The sequence below is a fragment of the Streptomyces sp. NPDC059524 genome (genome assembly GCF_042749255.1).
Lineage (GTDB): Bacteria > Actinomycetota > Actinomycetes > Streptomycetales > Streptomycetaceae > Streptomyces > Streptomyces xanthii.
In genome coordinates, this window is sequence record NZ_JBHYTK010000026.1 from 43,682 (window position 1) to 67,187 (window position 23,506).

The window sequence follows — 23,506 nt, forward strand, 5'->3', positions numbered from 1 at the left end:
GTATCTTGACGGGGTGTCAGACCGGAGGGGCTACGCGTCCGGGGCCTGGGCGGGGCGTTCCGCCAGGTCCTTGATGCGGAGCAGGCGGGTCTCCCAGGAGCGGCCGATGCGGTCCAGCTCGCGGGCCAGGGCGCCGAGGCGGGCGCCGACCGCGAGGTGGAGGACCTCGCGGCCGCGCTGCTCCGACTCGACGAGACCGACCTCGCGCAGCACCTCCAGGTGTTTGCCGATCGCCTGTCGGCTCACCGGCAGCTCCCTGGCCAGCGCGGACGCCGACATCGGACCCTCCCCGAGCCGGGTGAGGATCTCCCAGCGCATCGGGTCGCCGAGGGCCGCGCACAGTCCGGGGAGCGTGGTGGGCGGGGGAGCGGTCACGGCCGGGCCGCCTCGGGGGCCTCGACGAAGGCCTTCGCGGCCTCCAGCTCCACGTGCCAGCCCTTGTCGTTTCCCTCGCGTTCCTCGAGCCAGGCCGCCGGGTCCTCGGACAGGCCGCTGAACCCGCTCTCGACGACCCGCAGGGTCACACCGCCACCGTCGCGTTCGTCGATCCAGAACTCGACCAGCGTGAACGGCCTCGACTCGTCGCGGTACGGGGTGCCGATCCAGCGGAACGCCGCGTAACGGGGCTTGTCGAGCGCGACGGTGCGGAAGCGGAACTCGCCGAGCTTCGGGTGGCGGACCACCGCGACGCCGTCGGCCTCGTGGGTGAGGTCGGGCTCGGCCTCGACGTCGCCGTCGTTGATGTACCAGCCGGGCCGTGCGACCAGGTCCCAGACGCGGTCGGCCGGGGCGTCGATGTCGATCTGCCGGGCGATCCTGTCCAGGGCGTCCAGCTCGGCTGCGGTGTACGTGGTGTCGCTCATGGTGTCCTCCGTGGCGGTGTCGCGAACGAGTTCAACCTGCAACTCCAAGGTTGCACAAGAAGGCGGGTGGTGCAACCCGTGGGTTGCGGGTCGGGGTGGGTGCGGCCCTGCGCGCCTGCCAACTGCCCGTCGACTACGAGGGGATGGGGCCGTCCGCACCCTCCGCGCGCACGGATAACATCACGTGCCCCTTCCCTCCACACGCGTCCATGGAGTCGCTCATGAACCGCACCGCCGGCCTCCCCCTCTCCCGCCGCGGTCTCATACGCACCGGTGCCGGAGCCTCGCTCGCCGCCCTCGGGCTCGGGCTGGGGGCGCCCAGCGCCTCCGCCGCCGTCTCCGCCACGAAGCGGTTCGACCTCACTCAGCCCTCGTACGACCTGTTCCGGGACAAGGACACGCACGGTCCGCGCGTCCAGCAGAGCTTCGCCTTCGACTGGGTGAACAAGTTCCTGTACGTGGCGACCAAGCGGGACGGCAGCTCCGAGTCCGCCGGTGACCTGTGCATCAACAAGATGGACTTCGACGGGAACTACCTGTCGTACATGCACCTCGACGGGTTCGGCCACGGCGTCGCCTTCGCCGCGCTGCCCGACGGCTCCGGCACGGAGCTGTGGATCGAGTGCGCCACGAACACCAACGGGTACGGCACCGCGCTCGCGCCCATCCGCTACACCCCGAACACCACGCTGGGCTCGCCCGCCGCCTCGGCCGCGTTCCAGCCGATCTCCGGGGCGAGCGAGTACACCTGCTCCGTCGACCCGGTCTACCAGCGCATGATCGTCCGCTACCACACCAGCGCGGGCAAGCGGATCGCCGTCTACCCGCTCTCCGCGTTCCAGAACCGGACCTTCGGCACGCCGCTCGTCGACTTCAAGCAGCCGGCGATCGCCGGCACCGCACAGGGCTACGCCCTCTACGGCTCGTACATGTACTTCCTGACCGGTGACGCGTACCCGGGCGACGGCACCCCCACCGGGGACGGCAACACGTACGTCACCAGCATCGACATCAACACCGGCACCGTCACGCAGGGACCGGTCCTCACCAAGGCCGGCTCCACGCTGCACTTCCGCGAGCCCGAGGGCCTCGCGGTCTACCGCACCGACGCCGGCGAGGCCCGCCTGTTCATCGGCTTCGCGACGGGCTACGAGGGCGACCGGCGCTCCAGCATCTTCTACAAGAACGCGCTGGTCTGACACGGGCCCGCCCCGTCCGGTCGACCGCGTGGGCCGATGGGCGCAGGATTGAGTTAGCGGAATCGGAGCCGCGCTGCACTTCGGCGGCTCCGAACGTCCGACCCCGTACGGCGGAAGGAGGTGCGACGCCATGTCCCAGTTCATGGACGTCCACCACGGGATGAAGGACATCACTGCCGACCAGTTGATGCAGGCGCACAAGGCCGACCTCGCCATCGAGAAGGAGGAAGGCGTTCACTTCGAGAGGGCGTGGGCGGACCCGAAGTCCGGCACGGTGTACTGCCTCTCCGAGGCCCCGTCGGCCGAGGCCGTCCAGCGCATCCACGAACGCGCCGGGCACAAGGCCGACGAGATCCACCCGGTGCCGCTCAGCGTCTGAGGGATCGGACCGCCAGGACCGCCGCCCCCGCTGCTGCCGTCGCCGCCGCCGTCACCGTCCCGCGGTGCCGGCTCAGCGCCGCGTGCCAGGAGTGGGGGTGGGAGCACGTGTCGAAGACGCCGTGGGCGCCCGCGTCCGTGCCGGGCAGGTCGTCGGAGGGGGTGAAGAGGTTGCCGCCGGGGGGTGACTCCGGGCGGGCGTCCGTCTGCTGGGTGTCGAAGGCCGTGCGGGCCAGGTAGCGGTCCAGGGCGGCCGGGGCCAGGCGGTTCGCCCAGATCGTGGCCCACGTGGCGGCGCCCACGAGGTACTGCTTGCGGCCGGGGTGGCCGGCGGCGTGCACGATCGCGCGGGCGGCCACCTCCGGCTGGTAGATCGGCGGGACCGGGCTCGGGTGGCCGCGCAGCCGGGACCGTACCCAGGAGAACTGCGGCGTGTTCACCGCCGGCAGCTGGACGACCGTGACGCGCACCCGGCTGTGACGGTGGAGAAGTTCGGTGCGGACGGCGGACGTGAAGCCGTTGACGGCGTGCTTGGCGCCGCAGTACGCGGACTGGAGCGGGATCGCCCGCTCGCCGAGCGCCGAACCGACCTGCACGACGGTGCCCCGGTCGCGGGGCAGCATGCGGGCGAGCGCGGCCCGCGTACCGTTGACGAAGCCGTGATAGGCGACGTCGGTGACGCGCGCGTACTCCTCCGCGGTGATCTCCGCGAACGGCGCGAACACCGTCGCGAACGCGCAGTTGACCCAGACGTCGATCGGCCCGAAGGCCTCCTCGGCCGCCTCCGCCACGTCCTCCACCTGCCGCGCGTCGGACACGTCCGCCGGCTGGACCAGGGCGCGCCCGCCCAGCGCCTCCACCTCCTCGGCCGCGGCCCGCAGACCGTCCCGGCCCCGGGCGACGAGGACGATCCAGGCGCCCCGCCGGGCGTACAGCCGGGCCGTGGCCCGCCCGACCCCCGCGCTCGCTCCGGTGATGACGACAATCTCAGACCGGGTCGGTTCCATGGTCGGCTCCCTTCGCAGGACGAGGCGGTTCGGCCAGGCGCGCCGAGGACTCCAGCAGCAGCGCGTGGACGAACGCCTGCGGCAGATTCCCGCGCAACTGCCGCTGGGCGATGTCGAACTCCTCCGCGAACAGCCCCGAGGCGCCGCACGCTCCCCGGTTCCGCTCGAACCAGCGGAACGCGGCCACCAGGTCGCCCTGCTGGTGCTCGGCCAGCGCCATGACGAACCCGCACAGCAGGAACGCGCCCTCGGCGTCCTCCAGCGGCCGCTCGTCGTGCCGGAACCGGTACAGGAAGTGATCGTGCGCGAGATCGCGGCGGCAGGCCGCGAGCGTGGCCCGGGTACGGGGATCGTCCGCGGGCAGCGCGCCGCGCACCGCCGGCAGCAGCAACGCGGCGTCCACCTGCGGAAGTTCCGGCGCCCGCTGCCAGTACCCGTCCGGATGCACGCAGTCGCGGGACGTCGCCGCGAGCAGCGCGTCGGCCAGCCGCGCGCACTCCACCGTCAGCGGATGCCGGGGCGCCGCCCGGGCGACGGCCCGCAGACCGGCGACACAGATCAGCCGGCTGTGCGTCCACCTCCGGTTCTCCAGCTCCCAGATCCCCGCGTCCCGCCGCCGCCGGAGCGCCGAGACGGCCCGCACCGCGACCCCGACCGCCTCCCACCCCGCGTCGTCCAGGCGCCCCGCACGCGCCGCCGCAGCGAACAGCAGCAGGCACTCGCCGAGCACGTCGAGCTGGAACTGCCCGTGCACCCGGTTGCCCACCCGGTCGAAGCCGCCCGGGTAGCCGGGCAGGTCCAGCGCCTCCTGGTCGGGGACGCGCTCGCCGTGGACGGTGTAGGCGGGCGCCAGCCGGGGCCCGTCCGCGTGCAGCCGCTCCGTGGTGAACCGCACCGCGTCGTCGAGCAGGTCGTGGGCACCGGCCGCGGCGGCAGCCTGTCCCGCCATGCTCTGGTCGCGCAGCCACACGTAGCGGTAGTCGTAGTTGCGGCCCTCCTCGGCCCGCTCGGGCAGGCTGGTCGTCGCCGCCGCCACCATGCCGCCGCCCCGCGAGGTCAGCCCCCGCAGCACGGCGCAGCTGCGCCGCGCGTCCTCGGGCGTCGCCGTGCCGGTGAGCGACGGGACGGCCCGGCGCCAGGCGCTCTCGGTGGCCGCCCAGGCCGGGCCCGGGCGCGGCAGTCCGCGAGGGAGCGGCCCGCCGGAGCACTCCAGGACGAAGTCGTGCCGGGCCCCCTGCGCGAGGTCGAGGTCCATCGTCAGTCCCTGCTCGCCGGCCACCGCGTCCGCGCCGCCCTGCCAGCGCAACCGCCGGTCGCCGCTGCGCAGTTCCCACACCCCGTCGTCGAGCCGCCGCACGTCCCGCAGCGGCGCGCGGCCGTAGTCCGCGTGCGGGGCGAGCACCACCCGCAGCCGCGCGGGCCCGTCGATGGCGCGCACCTGCCGCAGCAGTACGGCGCGGGTCGGCTCGCCGGGGAAGGCGAGCGCCTCGCGGCACTCGGCGATGCCGTCGGTGCCGACCCAGCGGCTGCGCCAGACCAGGCTGCCGTCCTCGTAGTAGCCGCCGCTCACGTACGGGCCGCGCGGGGTGACGGCGTACACGCCGCGCCCGCCGATCAGCGACGCGAAGACCGCGTCGTCGTGCCAGGACGGGGCGCACAGCCAGCCGACGGCCCCGTCCGGCCCGACCAGCGCCCCGCGCTCGCCGTCGCCGAGGAACGCGTAGTCGTGCAGGGCGTGCGGCGGGAAGACCGCCGGAGAGCCGTTGCCCCCGGAGGACGACGTCGTGTTCATGGGTGCGGGCCTCCTTTCACGCCACGTCGTGGAACCGCTTCTGGTCGCGCGGCCACACCGCGATGCCGCCGCAGCGGGTGCCGTCCGCCTCCGGGTGGTCGGTGGGCACCCGGTACACGGACGTGCGCACCGAGTCCACCGTCGGCACGTCCGTCACCGCTTGTCCCCGTCGTCGCCCCGGTGGTGACGGCCCGGCAGCATCTCCTGCACCTTCGCCTTGAAGCCCTGCCGCACCATCGCCGCGCGGTCGCTGTCGCCCTTGAGGACCGCGGCGGCCGCCGCCTCGATCTGGTCGAGCGTCGCGTGCGGCGGGATCGGCGGCACGGCCGGATCCGTCCGGAAGTCGAGGACGAACGGGCGGCTCGCGGACAGCGCCGCCTCCCACGCGCCCCGCACGTGCTCCGGCTTCTCCACCCGCAGCCCGCCGAGCCCCAGGGAACGCGCGAAGTCCGCGTACCCGACGTCCGGGATCGACTGCGAGGGCAGGAACTGCGGCGCCCCGGACATGGCCCGCATCTCCCACGTCACCTGGTTCAGGTCCTGGTTGTTGAAGACCGCGACGACGAGCCGGGGATCGGCCCACTGCTCCCAGTACTTGGCGACCGTGATCAGCTCCGCCATGCCGTTCATCTGCATCGCGCCGTCGCCGACGAGCGCCACCGCGGGCCGGCCGCCGTGGGCGAACTTCGCCCCGATCACGTACGGCACGCCCGGCCCCATCGTCGCCAGCGTCCCGGACAGGGAACCCCGCATGCCGTCGCGCAGCCGCAGGTGCCGCGCGTACCAGTTCGCGGCGGAGCCGGAGTCGGCGGCCAGGATCACGTCGTCGGGCAGCGAGTCGTTCAGGACATGGGCGACGTACTCCGGGTTGATCGGATCGGCGTCCACGGCCGCGCGCCGCTCCATGACCTCCCACCAGCGCGCGGTGTCCTTCTCGATTTTCTTGCGCCAGTCGGTGTGCTTGTTCCGCTCCAGGTGCGGCAGCAGCGCCCGCAGCGTCCTGCGGGCGTCGCCGACGAGATTGATCTCGAACGGGTAGCGCATCCCCACCATGTGCGGATCGATGTCGATCTGCACGGCGCGGGCCTGGCCGAACTCCGGCAGGAACTGCGTGTACGGGAAGCTCGACCCGACGACGAGCAGGGTGTCGCAGTCCCGCATCAGCTCGTACGAGGGGCGCGTGCCCAGCAGCCCGATCGAGCCCGTGACGTACGCCAGGTCGTCGTCCAGCGCGTCCTTGCCGAGCAGCGCCTTGGCGACCCCGGCGCCGAGCCGGTCGGCGACCTCCATGACCTCCCTGCGGGCGCCCCTGGCCCCCTGCCCGACGAGCACGGCCACCTTCTCGCCCTCGTTGAGCAGCGCCGCCGCGCGCTCCACCTCGTCGGGGGCCGGGAGCGGCGCGTACGCGGACAGGCCCAGGCTGGACGGCACCATCTTGAAGGCGTGCTCGGGCGCCGAGTAGTCGAGCTCCTGCACGTCGGCGGGGACGATGACGGCCGTCACCGTGCGCCGGGCCATCGCCGTGCGCATGGCCCGGTCGAGGACGTTGGGCAGTTGCTCGGGGACCGTGACCATGGCGCAGAAGTCGGAGGCGACGTCCTTGTAGAGGCTCAGGAGGTCGACCTCCTGTTGGTAGGAACCCCCCATGGCGCTCTGGTTCGTCTGCCCGACGATCGCGACGACGGGCACGTGGTCCAGCTTGGCGTCGTACAGGCCGTTGAGGAGGTGGATCGCGCCGGGCCCGGAGGTCGCGGCGCACACGCCGACACGGCCGGAGAACTTCGCGTAGCCGACCGCCTCGAACGCGGACATCTCCTCGTGCCGGGACTGCACGAACTCGGGCTTGTTGCCGGCGCGGCCCCAGGCGGCGAGCAGACCGTTGATGCCGTCGCCGGGATACGCGAAGACGTGCTCGACCCCCCAGTCCCGCAGACGTTCGAGGATGTGGTCGGAGACCTTCATGGCCATGAGAACTGTCCTTTCCGATGAGGTCCGGTGAGGTCTGGCGAGGTCAGGTGCGGTCGGGCCCGGACGCCGAGGTGCGGCGGGCCGGATCAGGGGCGGCGGCGCAGCATCCGGGCCCCCGCGAGACCCGCCCCCGCGGCGAGCGCGCCCGCCGCGACGGCCGGGGTCCGGCGGGCCGCCGGGGAGGGGCCGGCCGGCCGGTCGGCGAGCCGCTCGGGGCGCTCGCTCGGCAGGTTCCCGTCCAGGCCCAGCGCCAGGACCTCGGCCAGGTGCAGCGCCCGCCGCCCGGTGCCGCCCTGCTCGATCTGCGTACGGCAGCTGAACCCGTCGGCGAGCAGCACGCTGCCGGGGGAGGCCGCGCGCACGGCGGGCAGCACGCCCTGCTCCGCGACCGCCGCGGACACCTCGTGATGGCCGCGCTCGAAGCCGAAGTTCCCGGCGAGCCCGCAGCAGCCCTCGTCGAGGACGTCGGCCAGGAGATGGGCGCGGCGCATCAGTTCGCGGTCGGCGTCGTCGCCCAGAACCGCGTGCTGGTGGCAGTGCGTCTGTACGGTGGCCCGCCGGTTCAGGGCCGGAGGCCGCCAGCCCGGGGCGTGGTCCACCATCTGCTCGGCGAACGTCCGGAACCGACCGGCCAGGCGCCGCACGTCCTCGTCACCGGGCAGCAGCTCGGGGGCGTCGGACCGGAAGACGGCCGCGCAGGACGGCTCCAGGCCGACGACCGGGGTGCCCGCCTCGACGTAGGGGCGCAGGACGTCGAGCGTATGTCGCAACACCCGTTGCGCCACGCCCAGTTGGCCGGTGGAGATCCAGGTCAGCCCGCAGCACACCGGCCGCTCGGGCACCGCGACCCGGAAGCCCGCGTCCGCCAGGACCCGGACGGCCGCGTGCGCGATCGCCGGATGGAAGGAGTCGGTGAACGTGTCGGGCCACAGCACCACCGTGCGCGGATCGGCCGGGTCCGGCGCCGGGCCGCCCCGCTCCCGCCACGCCTGCGTGAACGTGCGCCGCGCGAAGACCGGCGCGGGCCGGGCGGTGTCGACACCGGCGAGGCGCTTGCCGGCCCGGGCGAGACCGGGGGCGTGCAGCGCCGCGTTGACCAGCGGCGGCGACAGCCGGGCCAGACGCGCCCACACCGGGAGCCAGCCCAGGGAGTAGTGCGCCATCGGACGCAGCCGTCCCGCGTAGTGGTGCGAGAGGAACTCGGCCTTGTACGTGGCCATGTCGACGCCGGTCGGGCAGTCCGAGCGGCAACCCTTGCAGGACAGGCACAGATCCAGCGCGTCACGGACCTCCGTCGACCGCCAGCCGTCCGTGATCGCCGAGTCCGCGTGCCCGTCCAGCATCTCGAACAGGAGCCGGGCCCGGCCGCGCGTGGAGTGCTCCTCCTCCTTCGTCGCACGGTACGAGGGACACATGACGCCGCCGTGCGCGCTGCGGCAGTTGCCGATGCCGACACAGCGCAGGACGGCCCGCCCGAAGGAGTGCGCGTCGTCGGGGTACGCGAAGCGGGTCTCCGGGTCCGCGGGGCGCCACGCGGAACCCAGGCGGAGCTGACCGTCGACCGGCCGCGGGTCGACGACCTTGCCCGGGTTCATCAGCCCGTCCGGATCGAACAGCGCCTTGAGCTCGCCGAACGCGGCGACGATCCGCTCCCCGAACATCCGCGTCAGCAGCTCGCCCCGCGCCTGCCCGTCCCCGTGCTCCCCGGACAGCGAACCTCCGTACGACACGACGAGATCGGCGGCGCGCTCCAGGAACCGGCGGAAGTCCGCGATCCCGTTCGCGCCGCGCAGGTCGAACGGGATCCGCGTGTGCACACAGCCGTGTCCGAAGTGCCCGTACAGCGACGGGTGGTCGTAGCCGAACTCGGCGAACAGGCCCTTCAGGTCGCGGAGATAGGCGCCGAGCCGGTCGGGCGGCACCGCCGAGTCCTCCCAGCCCTCCCACGTCTCCCGGTCGTCGGGCGGGCGGGCCGTCACCCCGAGCCCCGCCTCCCGCGCCTTCAGCATGCGGTGCTCGCGCTCCGGCTCGTCCGAGAACGCGACGGTGTCGTCGTCCTCGCCGCGGCCCAGATCCCGCAGCAGCGCGTAGGCCTGCTCGTCGACCTCCGCACGGGTGTCACCGGCGAACTGCAGCATCAGCCAGCTGTCGCCCGCCGGGAGGGCGTCGAGCGCGTCGAGGTGGGCGCCCTCCTCGCGCATCAGCTCGGCCATGCGGCCGTCGAGCGCCTCCAGTTGGGCGGGGGAGCAGTGCCGCAGCAGCTCGGGCACCTCGTCGGCGGCCCGGCAGATGTCCTCGTAGCCGAGGACGAGCAGGGACTGGCAGGGCGGCACGGGGACCAGGTCCAGCTCGGCGCGCAGCACCGTCACGAGCGTGCCCTCGCTGCCGACCAGGGCCTTCGCCACGTCGAAGCCGTTCTCGGGCAGCAGCGCGTCGAGGTTGTAGCCCGACACCCGGCGCGGGATGTCGGGGAAGGAGCGGCGGATGTCCGCCAGATACGTGTCCCGGAGCCGTTCGAGACCCGCGTGGATCTCCGCCCGGCGCCCGCCCCCGGCGGCGATCCGGGCGCGCTCGGCCCGGCCGGCCGGACCCACCCACATGCGGGTGCCGTCCGCCGTCAGGACCTCCAGCCGGCGCACGTTGTCCGCGGTCTTGCCGTAGGTCTGCGCCGACGCGCCGCACGAGTTGTTCCCGATCATCCCGCCGAGCGTGCAGTGACTGTGCGTGGCGGGCTCGGGGCCGAACCGCAGTCCGTGCTCCGCGAGCCGCCCGTTGAGCGCGTCCAGGGCGATCCCGGGCTCCACCACACACGTACGGGCCCGCGGATCGACCGAGACCAGCGCGTCGCAGTACTTGGTCCAGTCGAGGACCACCGCGGCGTTCGTCGCCTGCCCGGCCAGGCTGGTGCCGCCGCCGCGCGAGAGCACGGGAGCCCCGAACCGCGCGCACACCCCGACCGCCCGCGCCCCGTCCTCCACGGAACGCGGCACGACGACCCCGATCGGCACCTGGCGGTAGTTCGAGCCGTCCGTGGAGTACGCGCCCCGGCTGCCCGCGTCGAAACGGACCTCACCCGCGACCGTCTCGCGCAACGCGGACTCGAGGCCGCGGAGGCCGGCCGGCGCGGCCTGGGATGCGTGCATACGGACACCGTCCTCGCGTCGTCGGATCGGACACCCTCGCTGGGATTCGCCGGGTACCCACCCTCACGTCACGCAAAGGCACCAAACGCACCGATCCGCACCGACCGCGCGAGCCTCCCGATCAGAGCAGGGAACCGGAGAACGCCAGCGCGCCGAGGAGAGCGACGCCGAGCACGAACCACGCCACGTAGTCCCCGATGTGCCCCGAGTGCAGCCGGCGCAGCGGCTCCGTCCACGCGTACGGCTCCTGAGGCGTGTCCCGGCGCAGGGCCAGGACGGCGCAGCCGGCCGCGCACGCCACCGACACGAGGCCCGTCAGGACCGAGGCGAGCGTCCAGTGCGGGGCGAGCTCCGGGGGGCCGCCGAACCCCGCACCGGCCCGCTCGCCGAGCCCCGGCCAGACCCCCACGGCGAGCGACCCGGCCAGCAGCGCCACGGGCACCGCCACCATCGGCAGCGGCACCCGCGACAGCCGTCCCCGGGTCTCGGGCTCCTCGTCACCGCCCTTCGTCTCCTGCTCCGACGCCCGGCGCGGGCGCGGCCCGAGGCCCCGGAAGACGCGCGCCGCGACCCGCAGCACCGCCGCGCCGGTGAGCGCGGAGACCACCGTGAACAGCACCGTCCCCGCGAACCCCGAGGCCTCCTCGACCGCGCCCTTGCCGAGCGCCGTGCCGAACGGCGGCAGCCCCGCGAGCGCCAGGGCCGCCACCGTGTAGAGCACGCCGACCAGCCGCAGCCCGGTCGCCCGGCCGAACAGCTCGTGCTCGTCCACGCTCCCGTACCGGTCGAGCAGGATGCCCGTGCAGGCGAACAGGGCGGCCTTGGCGCCGGCATGGCCGACGACATACAGGGCGACCCCGGCGGTCGACTCCGGGCGCAGCAGCCCGACCCCGACGAGGAACAGCCCGGTGTGCGCGATCGTCGAGTACGCGAGCAGCCGCTTGAGATGGTGCTGCTGCCAGCACAGCAGCGCGCCCAGTACGGCGGTCACCGAGCCCAGCACGACCAGACACAGGCCCACATCGGCGGACGGCACCCCGCCCGGCCCCGCGAACACGAACGTGTGCACGCGCCACACCCCGTACACACCCAGCTCGACCATGACCCCGGACAGCAGCATGCACACCGGACTCGGCGCCACCGCGTGCGCGTCGGGCAGCCAGAAATGGAACGGGACGGCCGCCGCCTTCACCAGCAGCCCGCTCGCGACCAGCACGAACGCGGTCACGACCAGCGCGTCCGCCGGCCCCTGGCCGTCCAGGCGCGCCCCGATCTGCCGCATGCCCAGCTCGCCCGTGCGCGCGTACAGCAGCCCGATGCCCATCAACGTCGCGTACGCGCCCAGGGAGTTGAGGACCCCGAAGGTGAGGGCGCCCTGGACGGCCTTGGACTCCTCCACCCGGTAGCCGGTCAGCGCGTACGCGGCGACGCCCATCAGCTCGAAGAAGACGAACGCGTCGAACAGGTCCCCGGTCAGCGAGAAGCCGCACATGCCCGCCTGGAAGAGCAGCACGAGCGCGGGGAACGCGCCGGGGTTCTTGTGCGGGACCTCCTCGAAGTAGCGCCAGGAGTAGACGAGCACCGCCACCGTCAGCAGACAGACGAGCGTGGCCAGTCCGGTACCGGCCGCGTCGCCGACGAGGACGATGCCCACGCTCCGCCCCGCGACCGGCTCCCAGCCGCCGACCCACTCCGTCGCGACGGGCGAGGACCGGGTCAGCAGGAGGACGGACAGCGTCGTCGTGCCGGCCGCCACGACGGCGGCCACCGCGTCCGTGGCGATCCTCGGCAGCAGCCGGCCGAAGGCGACGAGGAACGCGGCGCCGAGCAGCGGCCCCGCCACGACCAGCGGCAGCAGACGGCTCATCCGCGCAGCTCCGACAGCTCGTCCGGGTCGGCGGTCCCGTGGTGCTTGGCGACCTGGATGGCGAGCGCGAGCAGCAGCGCGGTGACGGTGGCGCCCACGACCACGTCGGTGAGGGCGAGCGCCTGGACCACGGGGTCGACGAGCGGCCGGGAGTGCGGACGCAGATCGGAGTGGACCGGCGCGGTGCCGCCCTCGCGGTAACCGACGGCGAGCAGCAGCACGTACGTGGCGGCCTGGCACACCGCGAGACAGCCGACGGCGTGCACGAGATGCCGGCTCGTCGCGAGGCCGTAGCAGCCGACCAGGAAGATCCAGCCGGACACGACGTAGGGCAGGACGTGCATCATCGGGCGGCTTCCTCCCCGGCCCCGTCGGCGTCGGTGATCTCCACCGCCTGGTCCAGGAAGCGGCTCACCAGAACGACGACGGCGCTGGCCACCTCGATGCCGACCGCCGCGTTCAGCAGCGGCACGGTGCCGCCCGAGGCCAGCGTGTTGAACGTGCCGTACGGCAGCGTGTTCGCCAGGAAGGAGGCACCGGCGACGAGACCGGCCACGCCGAGCAGCAGATAGGCCGCCTCACCGACCGCGTCCCCCACCTCGTACGGGCCCACGGGCCGGACGCGTTCGAGCGCCCGGTAGTCCACCCCGATGTACAGCAGGTGCACGGCCGTGGCGACGATGACGCCGCCCTGGAAGCCGCCGCCCGGGCTCAACTGCCCGTGGGCGACGACGTACAGGCCCGACACCAGCGCCACCGGCAGCAGCGCCAGCGCGTAGCGCCGCACCCAGGGGTCGACCCGCGCGGGCCGGGGCGGCAGCCGGTCCTCGTCACGGGTCTGGCGCAACAGGACGACCGCCCCGAGCACGGCGGTGAAGAGGATCGACTCCTCGCCCAGGGTGTCGAAGGACCGCTGGTCGAAGTTGACCGCCGAGACGACGTTCGCCGTGTGGCGCCCGAGGGACTCCGCGACCGACCGGTCGCCGTACGGGTGCCCGCCCCGGCCGAAGTCGGGGAGTTCCAGGAACGCGGCGGTGAACAGCGCGGCCAGGCCCGCGACGCCGAGCGCGAGGATCCACCGCCGCAGCGTGTGGCTCACCGCCCCGCCTCCTCGTCCTCGTCCGTGCGGCGCCCGCGGCGGCGGACCTTGCGCACCGACAGCAGGATCAGCAGCGGGGTCAGCGCGGAGCCCACGGCCAGTTGGGACAGCGCCACGTCCGGCGCCTGGAGCACCGTGAACAGCGCGGCCAGCGCGAGGCCGAGCACCGACAGCACCAGGGCCTGCCGGGCCGGCTCCCGCACCGCGACCGCGACCGTAGCGGACACCGCCACCAGGACGAGACACACCGCGATCAGCACCTCGTCGCCGTTCACCGCGCCCCACCGCCTTCCCGCTCCGAGCCCGGCTCCCGCACCACGCCCACCGACAGGGCACGCGTCGCGACGACATTGCCGACCGCCACCAGCACACCGATCAGGAGCGCCTTCACCAGCGCCCGGCCGGGCGGCGTGGCCGCGCACACGGCGGCCGTCACCGCCGCCGCGGCGGCGACACACCCCACCGTCACGGCCGTGCTCCCGCGCGGCGAGCCGTCCTTCAGGTCGTCGTCGAGCAGCCGCACGCACACCAGCGTGCCGACCGGTCCGAGCAGGCTCAGGACCAGCGACAGATCCACGTACGAGGGCCGCCCGTAGCCCTGTGCCAGCAGCAGGAACGCCAGGGCGACGACCGTGCTCCCCGCGTTCTGGGCCAGCAGCCGCCCCGCCGGCGGGCCGACCGAGACGCGCCAGATCACCGGAAGCATTCCGAAGGCCAGGAGCGCGGCGCCGCACGCGGACCACGCGTTCACCGGGGCTCCTCACGCGCCGCGCGCCGCGCCGCCGTCGCCGCCAGGGCGCCCGCCGCGGCGCAGCACACGCCCACGACCAGCTCCAGCACGTCGACGGTGCTCACCAGCACCAGCCACAGCACGACGAGCACCGCCCACCAGGCCAGGAACTCCGCGCCGGCGCCCAGCCGTCCGTCCATCGGCGGCTCAGGCGCGGACCAGGCAGAACGGATGCCCGGCCGGATCCGCGTACACCCGGAAGCCGCGCTTGCCGTCCTCGTCGTCCAGGTCCAGCGGCATGCCGCCCAGGGCCAGGACCTGCGCCTCGGCGTCCGCCATGTCGTCGACCTTCAGGTCCAGATGCAGCTGCTGGGAGTTCTCGTCGGCGCGGGGCCACTCGGGCGGCCGGTGGCCCGCGGCGCGCTGGAAGGCGATGCGGTGGTCGCCGGGGGCGTACAGGTCGTACCAGTCCTCACCGTCCTGCCGGACCTCGCCGCCGAGCAGCGCGGCGTAGAAGCCGGCCAGTGCGGCGGGGTCGGGACAGTCCACGGCGACCAGGCAGTACCGGGCAACAGGCATGTCGCGCTCCTTGTACGGGTGGGTGAACTCTTCCATCCGACGGCGGGCGGGCGCGGGAGGCGCGTCAGGCGTCGTCGGAGAGGCCGGTGAGAAAGCCGTCCCAGTCGATGTGCGACGACTCCTCGCCCGGCGGGACCAGCCGCGCCGTGACGTCCAGCCACTCGGACACCACGTCGCGCTCCGTCTCCACCACGGCGCAGCCGTCGACCGGACCGAGCCGGATCCGCAGCGCGGGCGGCGCGCCGGCCGCGCCGGGCACGGGCCAGGCGGCCACCTCGCCGGTCCCCGTGCGCCGGCTGCGGGCGAGCAGGAGCGTCTCCCGCGACAGGACCCAGCGGACCTGCGCCCCCTCCACCTCCAGCGTGACGCGGACGGCGAAGGGGTCCAGCGAGGTGTAGTGCAGTTCGAGGCCCAGGGGCAGCGGACGCAGCCCGTCCCGGAGCAGCACGGCGTCGTGGAGGAGGGTGGCGGTCCGGTGCGGATGCACCGACACGTGGGTGAGGGGTTCGGACACGGCGGATCACGCCCTTGGTCGGAGGGGACTCGGCAAGGCGGCGCCGAGCGGGACGGGGGGCCTGCGCACGCCGGTCATGCCCGCACCGCCGGCCGTTCGGGGTCGGTCATCGGTCGCTCCTCATGATCGGGACGGCGACGCTCAGTGCGGGGCGGAGCCCTGATCGGGCGTGGGGGAGGCCTTGCTGATCTCGCCGAGCGCCGACTCGGGGTCGTGCGTCTCGGCCAGGTCGCCGAGGCTGACCATGCCGACGGGCCGGCCTCCGCTCGTCACGGGCAGTCGCCGGACGGAGTGCTGTCGCATCAGGGCGACCGCGCGGGCGGTCTCCTCCTCGGGGCTCACGCACACGGGGTCCGTCGTGCACAGATCGGCGACCTCGACCACGCGGGGATCCGCGCCGTCGGCCACCGCGCGCAGGGCGATGTCCCGGTCGGTGATCAGTCCGAGGAGGCGTCCGCCGTCGGTGACCATGACCGTGCCGATGTCCTCGTCGCGCATCAACTGTGCTGCCTGGGTCAGGGGCGTGTCGGGCCGGACCGCGATCACGCCCTCCGTCATCACGTCGCTGATCAGGTGCGTCATGGCGTGCCTCGCAATCTTCCGCCGTGCCGGCGGCCGAGGGGATGGGCGGGCGTCGGGGGTCGAAGGTTCGGACGCGGCGCCGGGTACCCATGACGGTCGATCACACACCTGCGCGCCGCACTTCACCGGCGCCCGGCGTGGAGTACGTCAACTTCCATCGGATATGGGCGAGTTGTCGCCCTCTGCGTGGCTCACGCGCACGGTGCCGAGACCGGGGTCCGCCGCGTCCGGCACGTGCATGCCCACCGCGATCCCGGTCCGCAGGTACCGCAGCACGGGCGCGTCGAGCCGCTCCCCGGGGAGCACCGCCGGGATGCCGGGCGGGTACGGCGTCAGCATCTCGGCCGCGACGCGCCCCGCCGCCCGCGCGAGCGGCACGTCCTCGAAGGGCCCGAAGTAGGCGTCGCGCGGCAACCGGACCTGTTCCAGGCGGATCTCTGCCGGAGCAGGCACGTCGACGCGCGGCGCGGGACGCAGCTCCGCGCCGGACCGGGCCACGGCCTCGAGCGCCTCCAGGAGCGCGTCGGCCGTGTCGCGGTCGTCGCCGTGGGTGATCTGGGTGCTGATGCGGCGGTGGTCGGCCAGGTGGGCGTCGACCGCGTGGTGCGCGCGCAGCCGGTCGGCCACCGCGTACCCCGTGGTGCCGAGGCCCTCGACGTCGATGACGACGGGCAGCGGGTCGAAGTCGTCCGCGAGTCCGGGGCCGCAGAAGTCGTCCCGGTCGTTCACGTGCAGCCCCTCGATCTTCTCGATCGCGGTCCGCACGTCGCCGGCCAGGTCGAGCGCGTGCCCCATCAGTTCCGCTCCGTGCAGCGCCATCTGCCGCCGCCACCCGTCCAGGCCCGCGTAGATCAGCACGGACGGACTGGTGGTGCCGAGCAGATCGGCCCGGGAGCTCAGTACGGCGGGATCGATCAGCTCGCCCCGCAGGTGGAAGACCGAGCCCTGCTCCAGACCGCTGCCCATCTTGTGGATGCTCGTGACGCAGATGTCGGCGCCCGCGTCCATCGCCCAGGACGGCAGCCGGGAGTGGAAAGGCAGGTGTGCGCCCCAGGCCTCGTCCACGATCAGCGGCCGGGAGCGGCGATGGCAGACCTCCGCGATGCCGCGCAGATCGGCGCAGCTCCCGTACGGGGTCGGGCTCGTGACCAGGGCGCCCTTCGCGTCGGGGTGGGCGCGGAACGCCTCCTCGAAGTCCTCGGCGCCCGGCGGGTGGGCGAGATGCCGCTCGGCGTCCCAGCGCGGTTCGACCCACACCGGCCGGATCCCGGAGAGGATCAGCCCCGACACCACCGACTTGTGTGCGTCGCGCCCGATCACAAGCTCCTCGTGCGGGCCCGCGACAGCGAGCATCGCCGCCTTCACCGACAGCGAGCTGCCGCAGGTGGAGAAGAACGTGTGCTCGGCGTGCACGGCGTCGGCCATCAGCTCCTCGGCGCGCTCCAGGACGCGCCCGCGGGTGCGCCGGTCGTCGAGTCCGCCCGAGGCGAGGACGTCGCCCTGGAACACGGCGTCGCCGAGCACCGCCCGCACCGCCGGGTCCGCGCCCCGGGCCTGTTTGTGGCCCGGTGGCGTGAAGCCGAGCCGGTGCAGCCTGTGGTGCTCGGCCAGCGCTTCGAGGACCGGGGCCTGGGAGTGGTCGAAGTCAGGGGGCATGGGCAGCCGGGTTCCCGGTTCGGCGGGCGGTCAATCGGCCGTCGATGCGGACGCGGAGGGTGCCCGGCGCACCTCGGCGACGGCCACGGCGAGCTGCCGGCGCGTGTCGTCGGGGAGACCCTCGCCCGTGACCGCGTGCACGAGATCGTGGGCGACCTGGCGCAGCTTGGTGTTCGTGCGCTGGGAGACGGCGACGAGGACCGTCCAGGCGTCCTCGGGTGTGAGGCGGAAGGAGGCCATCAGCGTCCCTCGGGCCAGGTCGATGACGGGCCGGGTCTGCATCGCCTCGCGGAGCTGGCCGATCTCGGCCCGCACGTCCTCGTCGTCCGCGCCCGGCGTCGAGCCGGTGAGCCGGGCGGCGCTGCCCGCCCCGGTGAACAGGGGCAGCGTGTCGGTGTCCAGGAGCACGCCGCGCACGGCGGGACTGGAGGCGTGCAAGGAGATGCTCTTCCCCTCGTCCAGGGCGCGGCGGCGGGTGCTGAGCAGGACGTTCAGCCCGGCGCAGTCGCAGTGGTCCACCTGACTCAGGTCCAGGTCGAGGCCGGTCCCCGAGGTGCGCAGAAACTGCGTCAGGTTCTCGAGGAGGGCCTGCTCGGTGCCGGCACCGAGGGGGCCCGAGAGCGCCACGAGCGTGCGGTCGCCCCGATGCCTCGTCTCGACGCCCAACAGGGATGCACGTGCTGACATGCCGGTCACTCCAGGGAGAGGTCGGTCCGTCTTCTGCCGTGCCTCCAGAGTCGACCCCGACCACTATGCACGTCAAGCGATACCGGAATTGTAATTCGTCCTTTTGAATGCCGGAATCAAAGAGCCTAGCCTGGCGTACATGACTGCAGCACCGGAACCGCACACCGGTTGGACCTTCCTCACCAACCACGCTCGCGTCCTGTCCGCGGTCGCGACCGAGCCGACCCTGCGCATCCGGGACATCGCCGCCCACTGCCGGCTCACCGAGCGGGCCGTCCAGAAGATCCTCGCGGACCTGGAGAAGGACGGCTATCTCACCCATACGCGGCGTGGTCGCTCGAACACCTACCGCGTCTCCGACGGCACGATTCTGCGCCATCCGGCCGAGGCGGGCCTGACCGTGTCGGACCTTCTGGGCATGCTGGCGCGGCACGACGCGGAACATGCGGAAGACGGAGCCCCCGTGTCGGAAGACAGAGTCCGTTTGCAGTGAGAAATGGGTCCGTTCGGGGTACCAAAAGGGTATGAACGAGACATTCTTCGAATTGGCTGCGGCGAATACCGTGCTCTCCGCTGTCGGGGCCTTCGTCGGAGGCCTGTTCATCGCCGGGTTCCTGATCGTGGCGTTCAAGTTCGGGAAGAGAGTGGTCGAGCGGGAGTCGAGGCGGCCGAGGCCGGACGAACAGCCGAAGCTGCCCAAGGAATGGCCGGTGCACGAGGAGCGGGAGGTGCGTGAGCCGGACGAGGTGCCGCTGGCCCACGACGAGAGCGAACGCCTCATGCCGTACCAGCTGCATCCGGCGCGCACGAAGCGGAGCAAGGACCAGCACCCCAAGAAGTGGACTCCGGGTGCCAGCGGCTCCTTCGGCAGTGGCGGCCTCGGCAGGATCTGAGGCGGCAACCCCCAGAAAGGATCACCCCGAAAGGCATCACCCGGAAAGCGTCGCCCCGAAAGGCGTCACCCGGAAAAGCATCACCCCGAAAGAGGATCAAGAGGCGGCCTCCGCATCACGAGGCCGCCTCTCCCTCTTGCCCACCCTTCTGTGTCCTTCTGTGTCCGGGCCCGCCGATCAGTCGGCCGGCTCGTCCGGCACGGGGTGCTCCGGGTTGGGGCTCGCCGCGTGCGGTGCGCCCCGGCGTCCCGTCCCGGCCTCGTCCGTGTCGGGGAGCGCCGGATCGGGCCGGGCCCGCTCCTCCTCGCCGGTCGTGTCGCCGTCGGGCTCCCAGGGGTCCTCCCCGGGCCCGTCCGGGTCGGCCTGCTGGTCCGGCATGTCCCTCGGCGTGGGCTCGCCGGCCTCGCCGGTCTTCTCGGGATCTGGTGTTCCTGATCGTCGGTCCTGCACGGTTCCTCCTCGGCTCCGCGGTGTCCATGAGGGCGTACGGGTACCCGCCGTCCCGCCGGCCATCACTCCGGGCGCAGCCACACCGTGGCCAGCGGCGGAAGGGTCAGGAGCAGCCGGGCCGGGAACGCGCCGAGCGGGTCGGGGAGCGCGCTGAGCGCCCCGGGACTGCCGACGTCGCCGCCGCCGTACCGGGCCGCGTCCGTGTTGAGCACCTCCCGCCACGCACCGGCCGCCCCGGGCACCCCCACCGGGTACCCGTGCCGGACCACCGGGGAGAAGTTGCTCACCGCGAGCAGCGGCGCACCGTCGGCCCCGAAGCGCAGGAAGGCCAGCACGTTGTCCTGCGCCGCGTCCGCCTCGACCCACTGGAATCCCCCCGGGTCGGTGTCCCGCTCCCACAGGGCGGGCGTCGCGCTGTAGCGCAGGTTCAGGTCGCGGACCAGATCCCGTACGCCCCGGTGGTCCCGCTCCGCTCCGTACGCCGGGTCGAGCAGCCACCAGTCGGGGCCGTGCGCCTCCGACCACTCGGCGCCCTGCGCGAACTCCTGGCCCATGAACAGGAGTTGCTTGCCCGGGTGGGCCCACATGTAGGCGAGGTAGGCGCGGTGGTTGGCGCGTTGCTGCCACCAGTCGCCGGGCATCTTCGAGACGAGGGACCGCTTGCCGTGGACGACCTCGTCGTGGGAGATCGGCAGCAGATAGTTCTCGCTGTACGCGTAGACCATGGAGAAGGTCAACTCGCCGTGGTGGTACTGGCGGTGCACCGGCTCGTGCCGGATGTACTCCAGCGAGTCGTGCATCCAGCCCATGTTCCACTTCAGCCCGAAGCCGAGCCCGCCGAAGCCGTCCGAGCCGGTGTGGTGCGTGGCCCGTGTGACGCCCTCCCACGCGGTCGACTCCTCGGCGAGCGTCACGATGCCCGGGTAGCGCCGGTAGACGGTCGCGTTCATCTCCTGGAGGAACGCGACCGCGTCGAGGTTCTCCCGGCCGCCGTGCTCGTTCGGCGTCCAGCCGCCCTCCTCGCGCGAGTAGTCGAGGTAGAGCATCGAGGCGACCGCGTCCACGCGCAGGCCGTCGACGTGGAACTCCTCGAACCAGTAACTCGCGTTCGCCACCAGGAAGTTGCGGACCTCCGTGCGGCCGTAGTCGAAGGTGAGGGTGCCCCAGTCGGGGTGCTCGGCGCGCCGTGTGTCCCCCGGCTCGTACAGCGGACGGCCGTCGAACTCGGCCAGCGCCCAGTCGTCCTTCGGGAAGTGGGCCGGGACCCAGTCCATGATCACGCCGATGCCCGCCCGGTGCAGCGTGTCGATCAGGTGCCGGAGGTCGTCCGGGGTGCCGAGGCGCGAGGTCGGCGCGTAGAAGCCGGTGACCTGGTACCCCCAGGACCCGCCGAAGGGATGCTCGGAGACCGGCATGAACTCCACGTGCGTGAACCCCATGTCGGTCACGTACGCGGTGAGTTCCACGGCCAGCTCGCGGTAGCCCAGCCCGGGCCGCCAGGACGGCAGATGGACCTCGTACACCGACATCGGCGACCGGTGCGCGGGGTGCTCGGCGCGACGGGACATCCACGCGTCGTCCGTCCAGACGTGCGCCGAGCGCGTGACCACGGAGGCGGTCGCGGGCGGCACCTCCGTCCGGCGGGCCATCGGGTCCGCGCGCACGGTGTGCGTGCCGTCCGGCCGGGTGATGTCGAACTTGTAGAGCGCGCCCTCGCCGATGCCGGGCACGAACAGCTCCCAGACCCCGGACGAACCGAGGGAGCGCATGGGGTGGGCGGTGCCGTCCCAGCGGCAGAACTCCCCGCACACGCGCACGCCCAGGGCGTTCGGCGCCCACACGGTGAAGCGGGTGCCGGTGACGCCCTGGTGGGTCATGGGGTGCGCGCCGAGCGCCGTCCACAGCTCCTCGTGCCGGCCCTCGGCGATCAGGTGCAGATCGAGCTCACCGAGCGCCGGAAGGAACCGGTAGGGGTCCTCGGTCTCCGTGTCCCGGCCGTCGTACGTGATCCGCAGCCGGTACGCGGGGGCCTCGGCGAGCGGCAGAAGGACGGAGAACAGGCCGTCCCCCTCGTCCGCCAGCTCCACGGTCCGGCCCTCCACGAGGAGCGACACCGCCTGCGCGTAGGGGCGCAGGACGCGGACGGTCACCCCGCCCGGTGCGGGGTGCGCCCCCAGCACCGCGTGCGGGTCGTGATGGCTCCCCGCCAGCAGGCGCTTGCGGGTGTCGGCGTCGAGCGGCGGCGGCGTGTTCGCCGGGGTCCGCGTCGGCATCGGTTCGGTGGACGTCACGATCGGGACTCCTCCGCAAGGCGCGCTATCGCGGCCATCGGAACGGGCAGCCAGTCCGGACGGTGCCTGGCCTCGTACAGGACCTCGTACACGGCGCGGTCCGTCTCGTGGGCGCGGACGAGCGCCGTGTGCTCGCGCGGGTCCCACGGCGCCTCCCGGGCGTATCCCGCCAGGTAGGCGTCGCGGCAGCGCCGGGCCCACTCGGTGTGCCCCGGCCCCCGGGCGTGCGCCGCGTAGTCGAAGGAGCGGAGCATCCCGGCGACGTCCCGGGCGGGGGACTGCACACGCCGGCGTTCGGCGAGCGGGCGGGACGGCTCACCCTCGAAGTCGATGATCCGCCACCGGCGCCCGTCGAGCAGGACCTGGCCGAGGTGCAGATCGCCGTGGATCCGCTGGTCCGCCGGGTGCGAACGGTGCCCCGCCGCGGCCTGGTAGACGGCCCGCAGCCGGGGCACGTGCCGCGCCAGCTCCGGGACCTGACGGGCCGTCGCGTCCAGCCGGGCGGACATCGCCGCCGCGAGCCCGCCGGCGGAGCCGGCGTCCCGCCCCGGCTCGTCGGGCGGGAAGGCGCGCGCCAGTGCCAGATGCACCTCGGCGGTGGCCCGTCCCAGTTCGAACGCGGTCTCGGCGAGGTCCTCGCCGGTGGGGGAGTCGAGGGCCAGGCTCCAGCCGTCCGTCGCCCCGCGCAGGAACGGCTGGAGCACGCCGAGCGTCGCGCGGCGCGGCTCGGTGGTCCAGAACCAGGCGACGGGCGCCGGGACCCGGGCGCAGCCGTCCCGGGACAGCGCGGAGGGGACCTCCAGGTCGGGGTGGACGCCGTACTGGACGCGGCGGAACAGCTTGAGGATGAACGCGTCGCCGTACACCAGCGAGGTGTTGGACTGCTCCCCGTCCAGGAGGCGGGGGCGCAGCCCCGCCGGCACGTCGGTCCGCCCGTCGCGCTCGAAGCGCAGCGGGCCCGCCGCGCCCGGCGCACGCAGCCGTTCCAGCAGCGTCCCCGTGGCCCGGGGGTCGTGCAGGGCGTCGTACACGGTGAGCCCCCGCAGCGGGCCGACGGCGGGACGCCCGATGACGGCCGGCCGCAGCCGGGCCGGCAGGCCCTCGGACACCCCCAGCAGGACCTGGTAGCAGCCGCTGTGCGCGCCCGCGTGCGAGGCCCGCACGAGCAGGTGCAGGCAGCCCGGGTACAGCTCCGTCAGCGACACCACCGACAGGTCGGTGAGCGGCAGTCCCTTGCCCGCGAACCAGCGCTGCTCGGGCAGCCACCCCTCGAGCAGCCCGGCCACGGACGCGAGGTGCTGCGCCGGGCTGAGGCTGACGTCGTGCGGTGCGGTGATCAGCATGAGCGATGTCCTTTCACAGGCGGATCCCGGGTTCCGCCGGCAGACGCGGAGGGACGCTCTCGCACAGGCGGAACCAGTAGAAGCCGTGTCCGGCCAGGGTCAGCAGGTAGGGGAGTTCGCCGATGGCGGGGAAGCGGACACCGCCGACGAGTTCGACGGGCTCGCGCCCCTCGAACTCCCGCAGCTCCAGCTCGGTGGGTTGGGCGAAGCGGGAGAAGTTGTGGACGCACAGGACGAGGTCGTCGCCGTGTTCGCGGAGGAAGGCGAGGACGGCGGGGTTGGTGGAGGGGAGTTCGGTGTAGGTGCCGAGGCCGAAGGCGGGGTTCTGTTTGCGGATCTCGATCATGCGCCGGGTCCAGTGGAGGAGGCTGGAGGGTGAGGACATGGCGGCTTCGACGTTGGTGACCTGGTAGCCGTGGACGGGGTCCATGATCGTGGGGAGGTAGAGGCGGCCGGGGTCGCAGG

At 73.4% G+C, this 23,506-nt stretch carries 26 protein-coding genes; 4 read left to right on the plus strand and 22 right to left on the minus strand.

From position 1 onward, the window contains the following. Positions 1 to 30: 30 nt before the first annotated feature. The gene (locus ACFW9D_RS10605; RefSeq protein WP_188335523.1) at positions 31 to 375 is read right to left on the minus strand and encodes a metalloregulator ArsR/SmtB family transcription factor; all 345 of its coding nucleotides are present in this window, start codon (positions 373 to 375) and stop codon (positions 31 to 33) included. Continuing rightward, positions 372 to 863, minus strand: a complete 492-nt coding sequence (locus tag ACFW9D_RS10610; protein WP_384620110.1) for an ATPase — start codon at positions 861 to 863, stop codon at positions 372 to 374. Before ACFW9D_RS10610 ends, ACFW9D_RS10605 begins: the two co-directional genes overlap by 4 nt. A 221-nt stretch (positions 864 to 1,084) precedes the next feature. On the opposite strand from ACFW9D_RS10610, the gene ACFW9D_RS10615 reads away from it, so the two are divergent. Together ACFW9D_RS10615 and ACFW9D_RS10620 are read left to right on the plus strand one after the other, a co-directional pair. Next, positions 1,085 to 2,062, plus strand: coding sequence for a teichoic acid biosynthesis protein C (locus ACFW9D_RS10615; RefSeq protein ID WP_188335522.1), 978 nt, complete (start codon positions 1,085 to 1,087; stop codon positions 2,060 to 2,062). A 130-nt stretch (positions 2,063 to 2,192) separates the two neighbouring features. Next, positions 2,193 to 2,441 carry an SCO4226 family nickel-binding protein gene (locus ACFW9D_RS10620; protein ID WP_188335521.1) on the plus strand — a complete coding sequence of 83 codons (249 nt, stop codon included), beginning with the start codon at positions 2,193 to 2,195 and terminating at the stop codon, positions 2,439 to 2,441. Here ACFW9D_RS10620 and ACFW9D_RS10625 read toward each other — a convergent pair. The 16 genes from ACFW9D_RS10625 to ACFW9D_RS10700 form a co-directional block, all read right to left on the minus strand. Continuing rightward, complete coding sequence (locus tag ACFW9D_RS10625; RefSeq protein WP_384620114.1) at positions 2,431 to 3,447, minus strand: SDR family oxidoreductase; 1,017 nt, start codon at positions 3,445 to 3,447, stop codon at positions 2,431 to 2,433. The two genes, ACFW9D_RS10620 and ACFW9D_RS10625, sit on opposite strands and share 11 nt — an antisense overlap. Beyond that, on the minus strand, positions 3,428 to 5,239 hold the full coding sequence (locus ACFW9D_RS10630; protein ID WP_384620115.1) for a glycoside hydrolase family 15 protein: 1,812 nt from the start codon (positions 5,237 to 5,239) through the stop codon (positions 3,428 to 3,430). Before ACFW9D_RS10630 ends, ACFW9D_RS10625 begins: the two co-directional genes overlap by 20 nt. Positions 5,240 to 5,255: 16 nt before the next feature. Continuing rightward, positions 5,256 to 5,396, minus strand: coding sequence for a hypothetical protein (locus ACFW9D_RS10635; protein ID WP_384620118.1), 141 nt, complete (start codon positions 5,394 to 5,396; stop codon positions 5,256 to 5,258). Next, positions 5,393 to 7,207, minus strand: a complete 1,815-nt coding sequence (locus tag ACFW9D_RS10640; protein ID WP_384620121.1) for a thiamine pyrophosphate-requiring protein — start codon at positions 7,205 to 7,207, stop codon at positions 5,393 to 5,395. Before ACFW9D_RS10640 ends, ACFW9D_RS10635 begins: the two co-directional genes overlap by 4 nt. Before the next feature lie 86 nt (positions 7,208 to 7,293). Then, on the minus strand, positions 7,294 to 10,350 hold the full coding sequence (locus tag ACFW9D_RS10645; RefSeq protein WP_384620123.1) for an FAD-binding and (Fe-S)-binding domain-containing protein: 3,057 nt from the start codon (positions 10,348 to 10,350) through the stop codon (positions 7,294 to 7,296). A gap of 121 nt (positions 10,351 to 10,471) precedes the next feature. After that, positions 10,472 to 12,217: a complex I subunit 5 family protein gene (locus ACFW9D_RS10650; protein WP_384620125.1), complete on the minus strand. Its 1,746-nt coding sequence runs from the start codon at positions 12,215 to 12,217 to the stop codon at positions 10,472 to 10,474. Beyond that, on the minus strand, positions 12,214 to 12,564 hold the full coding sequence (locus tag ACFW9D_RS10655) for a sodium:proton antiporter (protein ID WP_384620128.1): 351 nt from the start codon (positions 12,562 to 12,564) through the stop codon (positions 12,214 to 12,216). The genes ACFW9D_RS10650 and ACFW9D_RS10655 overlap by 4 nt, the downstream gene beginning before the upstream one ends. Then, the gene (locus ACFW9D_RS10660) at positions 12,561 to 13,316 is read right to left on the minus strand and encodes an MnhB domain-containing protein (protein ID WP_384620130.1); all 756 of its coding nucleotides are present in this window, start codon (positions 13,314 to 13,316) and stop codon (positions 12,561 to 12,563) included. The genes ACFW9D_RS10655 and ACFW9D_RS10660 overlap by 4 nt, the downstream gene beginning before the upstream one ends. After that, the gene (locus tag ACFW9D_RS10665) at positions 13,313 to 13,591 is read right to left on the minus strand and encodes a DUF4040 domain-containing protein (RefSeq protein WP_384620133.1); all 279 of its coding nucleotides are present in this window, start codon (positions 13,589 to 13,591) and stop codon (positions 13,313 to 13,315) included. The genes ACFW9D_RS10660 and ACFW9D_RS10665 overlap by 4 nt, the downstream gene beginning before the upstream one ends. Further along, positions 13,588 to 14,067, minus strand: coding sequence for a monovalent cation/H+ antiporter complex subunit F (locus ACFW9D_RS10670; protein WP_384620136.1), 480 nt, complete (start codon positions 14,065 to 14,067; stop codon positions 13,588 to 13,590). Before ACFW9D_RS10670 ends, ACFW9D_RS10665 begins: the two co-directional genes overlap by 4 nt. Beyond that, entirely contained in the window at positions 14,064 to 14,246 is a 183-nt protein-coding gene (locus tag ACFW9D_RS10675; RefSeq protein ID WP_188335511.1) for a hypothetical protein, read from the minus strand. The genes ACFW9D_RS10670 and ACFW9D_RS10675 overlap by 4 nt, the downstream gene beginning before the upstream one ends. Before the next feature lie 7 nt (positions 14,247 to 14,253). Beyond that, positions 14,254 to 14,625: a VOC family protein gene (locus tag ACFW9D_RS10680; RefSeq protein WP_188335510.1), complete on the minus strand. Its 372-nt coding sequence runs from the start codon at positions 14,623 to 14,625 to the stop codon at positions 14,254 to 14,256. 64 nt (positions 14,626 to 14,689) lie between these two features. Continuing rightward, a complete protein-coding gene (locus ACFW9D_RS10685) occupies positions 14,690 to 15,139 on the minus strand; it encodes an SsgA family sporulation/cell division regulator (protein ID WP_384620139.1) in 450 nt (149 codons plus the stop codon). Between the two features lie 141 nt (positions 15,140 to 15,280). Beyond that, the gene (locus tag ACFW9D_RS10690) at positions 15,281 to 15,721 is read right to left on the minus strand and encodes a CBS domain-containing protein (protein WP_384620142.1); all 441 of its coding nucleotides are present in this window, start codon (positions 15,719 to 15,721) and stop codon (positions 15,281 to 15,283) included. 147 nt (positions 15,722 to 15,868) lie between these two features. Further along, a complete protein-coding gene (locus tag ACFW9D_RS10695) occupies positions 15,869 to 17,377 on the minus strand; it encodes an aminotransferase class I/II-fold pyridoxal phosphate-dependent enzyme (RefSeq protein ID WP_384620145.1) in 1,509 nt (502 codons plus the stop codon). 30 nt (positions 17,378 to 17,407) lie between these two features. Next, entirely contained in the window at positions 17,408 to 18,064 is a 657-nt protein-coding gene (locus ACFW9D_RS10700) for an ANTAR domain-containing protein (RefSeq protein WP_384620148.1), read from the minus strand. Between the two features lie 139 nt (positions 18,065 to 18,203). On the opposite strand from ACFW9D_RS10700, the gene ACFW9D_RS10705 reads away from it, so the two are divergent. Together ACFW9D_RS10705 and ACFW9D_RS10710 are read left to right on the plus strand one after the other, a co-directional pair. Beyond that, positions 18,204 to 18,557 carry a helix-turn-helix transcriptional regulator gene (locus ACFW9D_RS10705; protein ID WP_384620151.1) on the plus strand — a complete coding sequence of 118 codons (354 nt, stop codon included), beginning with the start codon at positions 18,204 to 18,206 and terminating at the stop codon, positions 18,555 to 18,557. A 31-nt stretch (positions 18,558 to 18,588) separates the two neighbouring features. Continuing rightward, positions 18,589 to 18,957 (plus strand): DUF6479 family protein, encoded by a 369-nt coding sequence (locus tag ACFW9D_RS10710; protein ID WP_188335504.1) that lies wholly within the window; start codon positions 18,589 to 18,591, stop codon positions 18,955 to 18,957. Between the two features lie 177 nt (positions 18,958 to 19,134). On the opposite strand, the gene ACFW9D_RS10715 is transcribed toward ACFW9D_RS10710, so the two are convergent. The 4 genes from ACFW9D_RS10715 to ACFW9D_RS10730 form a co-directional block, all read right to left on the minus strand. Continuing rightward, positions 19,135 to 19,407 carry a hypothetical protein gene (locus ACFW9D_RS10715; protein ID WP_384620154.1) on the minus strand — a complete coding sequence of 91 codons (273 nt, stop codon included), beginning with the start codon at positions 19,405 to 19,407 and terminating at the stop codon, positions 19,135 to 19,137. A 62-nt stretch (positions 19,408 to 19,469) separates the two neighbouring features. After that, positions 19,470 to 21,680, minus strand: a complete 2,211-nt coding sequence (gene glgB / locus ACFW9D_RS10720) for a 1,4-alpha-glucan branching enzyme (protein ID WP_384620163.1) — start codon at positions 21,678 to 21,680, stop codon at positions 19,470 to 19,472. Positions 21,681 to 21,694: 14 nt separating this feature from the next. Beyond that, complete coding sequence (locus ACFW9D_RS10725) at positions 21,695 to 23,041, minus strand: maltokinase (RefSeq protein WP_384620157.1); 1,347 nt, start codon at positions 23,039 to 23,041, stop codon at positions 21,695 to 21,697. 13 nt (positions 23,042 to 23,054) lie between these two features. Further along, on the minus strand, positions 23,055 to 23,506 hold a 452-nt coding region (locus tag ACFW9D_RS10730), incomplete at its 5' end, for an alpha-glucosidase C-terminal domain-containing protein (protein ID WP_384620160.1).

Coding starts and splice junctions, on each gene's coding strand:
- ACFW9D_RS10610 (WP_384620110.1), bottom strand. CDS start 863: ATGAGCGACACCACGTACACCGCAGCCGAGCTGGACGCCCTGGACAGG.
- ACFW9D_RS10615 (WP_188335522.1), top strand. CDS start 1,085: ATGAACCGCACCGCCGGCCTCCCCCTCTCCCGCCGCGGTCTCATACGC.
- ACFW9D_RS10620 (WP_188335521.1), top strand. CDS start 2,193: ATGTCCCAGTTCATGGACGTCCACCACGGGATGAAGGACATCACTGCC.
- ACFW9D_RS10625 (WP_384620114.1), bottom strand. CDS start 3,447: ATGGAACCGACCCGGTCTGAGATTGTCGTCATCACCGGAGCGAGCGCG.
- ACFW9D_RS10630 (WP_384620115.1), bottom strand. CDS start 5,239: ATGAACACGACGTCGTCCTCCGGGGGCAACGGCTCTCCGGCGGTCTTC.
- ACFW9D_RS10640 (WP_384620121.1), bottom strand. CDS start 7,207: ATGGCCATGAAGGTCTCCGACCACATCCTCGAACGTCTGCGGGACTGG.
- ACFW9D_RS10645 (WP_384620123.1), bottom strand. CDS start 10,350: ATGCACGCATCCCAGGCCGCGCCGGCCGGCCTCCGCGGCCTCGAGTCC.
- ACFW9D_RS10650 (WP_384620125.1), bottom strand. CDS start 12,217: ATGAGCCGTCTGCTGCCGCTGGTCGTGGCGGGGCCGCTGCTCGGCGCC.
- ACFW9D_RS10655 (WP_384620128.1), bottom strand. CDS start 12,564: ATGATGCACGTCCTGCCCTACGTCGTGTCCGGCTGGATCTTCCTGGTC.
- ACFW9D_RS10675 (WP_188335511.1), bottom strand. CDS start 14,246: ATGGACGGACGGCTGGGCGCCGGCGCGGAGTTCCTGGCCTGGTGGGCG.
- ACFW9D_RS10680 (WP_188335510.1), bottom strand. CDS start 14,625: ATGCCTGTTGCCCGGTACTGCCTGGTCGCCGTGGACTGTCCCGACCCC.
- ACFW9D_RS10690 (WP_384620142.1), bottom strand. CDS start 15,721: ATGACGCACCTGATCAGCGACGTGATGACGGAGGGCGTGATCGCGGTC.
- ACFW9D_RS10695 (WP_384620145.1), bottom strand. CDS start 17,377: ATGCCCCCTGACTTCGACCACTCCCAGGCCCCGGTCCTCGAAGCGCTG.
- ACFW9D_RS10700 (WP_384620148.1), bottom strand. CDS start 18,064: ATGTCAGCACGTGCATCCCTGTTGGGCGTCGAGACGAGGCATCGGGGC.
- ACFW9D_RS10705 (WP_384620151.1), top strand. CDS start 18,204: ATGACTGCAGCACCGGAACCGCACACCGGTTGGACCTTCCTCACCAAC.
- ACFW9D_RS10710 (WP_188335504.1), top strand. CDS start 18,589: ATGAACGAGACATTCTTCGAATTGGCTGCGGCGAATACCGTGCTCTCC.
- glgB (WP_384620163.1), bottom strand. CDS start 21,680: ATGCCGACGCGGACCCCGGCGAACACGCCGCCGCCGCTCGACGCCGAC.
- ACFW9D_RS10725 (WP_384620157.1), bottom strand. CDS start 23,041: ATGCTGATCACCGCACCGCACGACGTCAGCCTCAGCCCGGCGCAGCAC.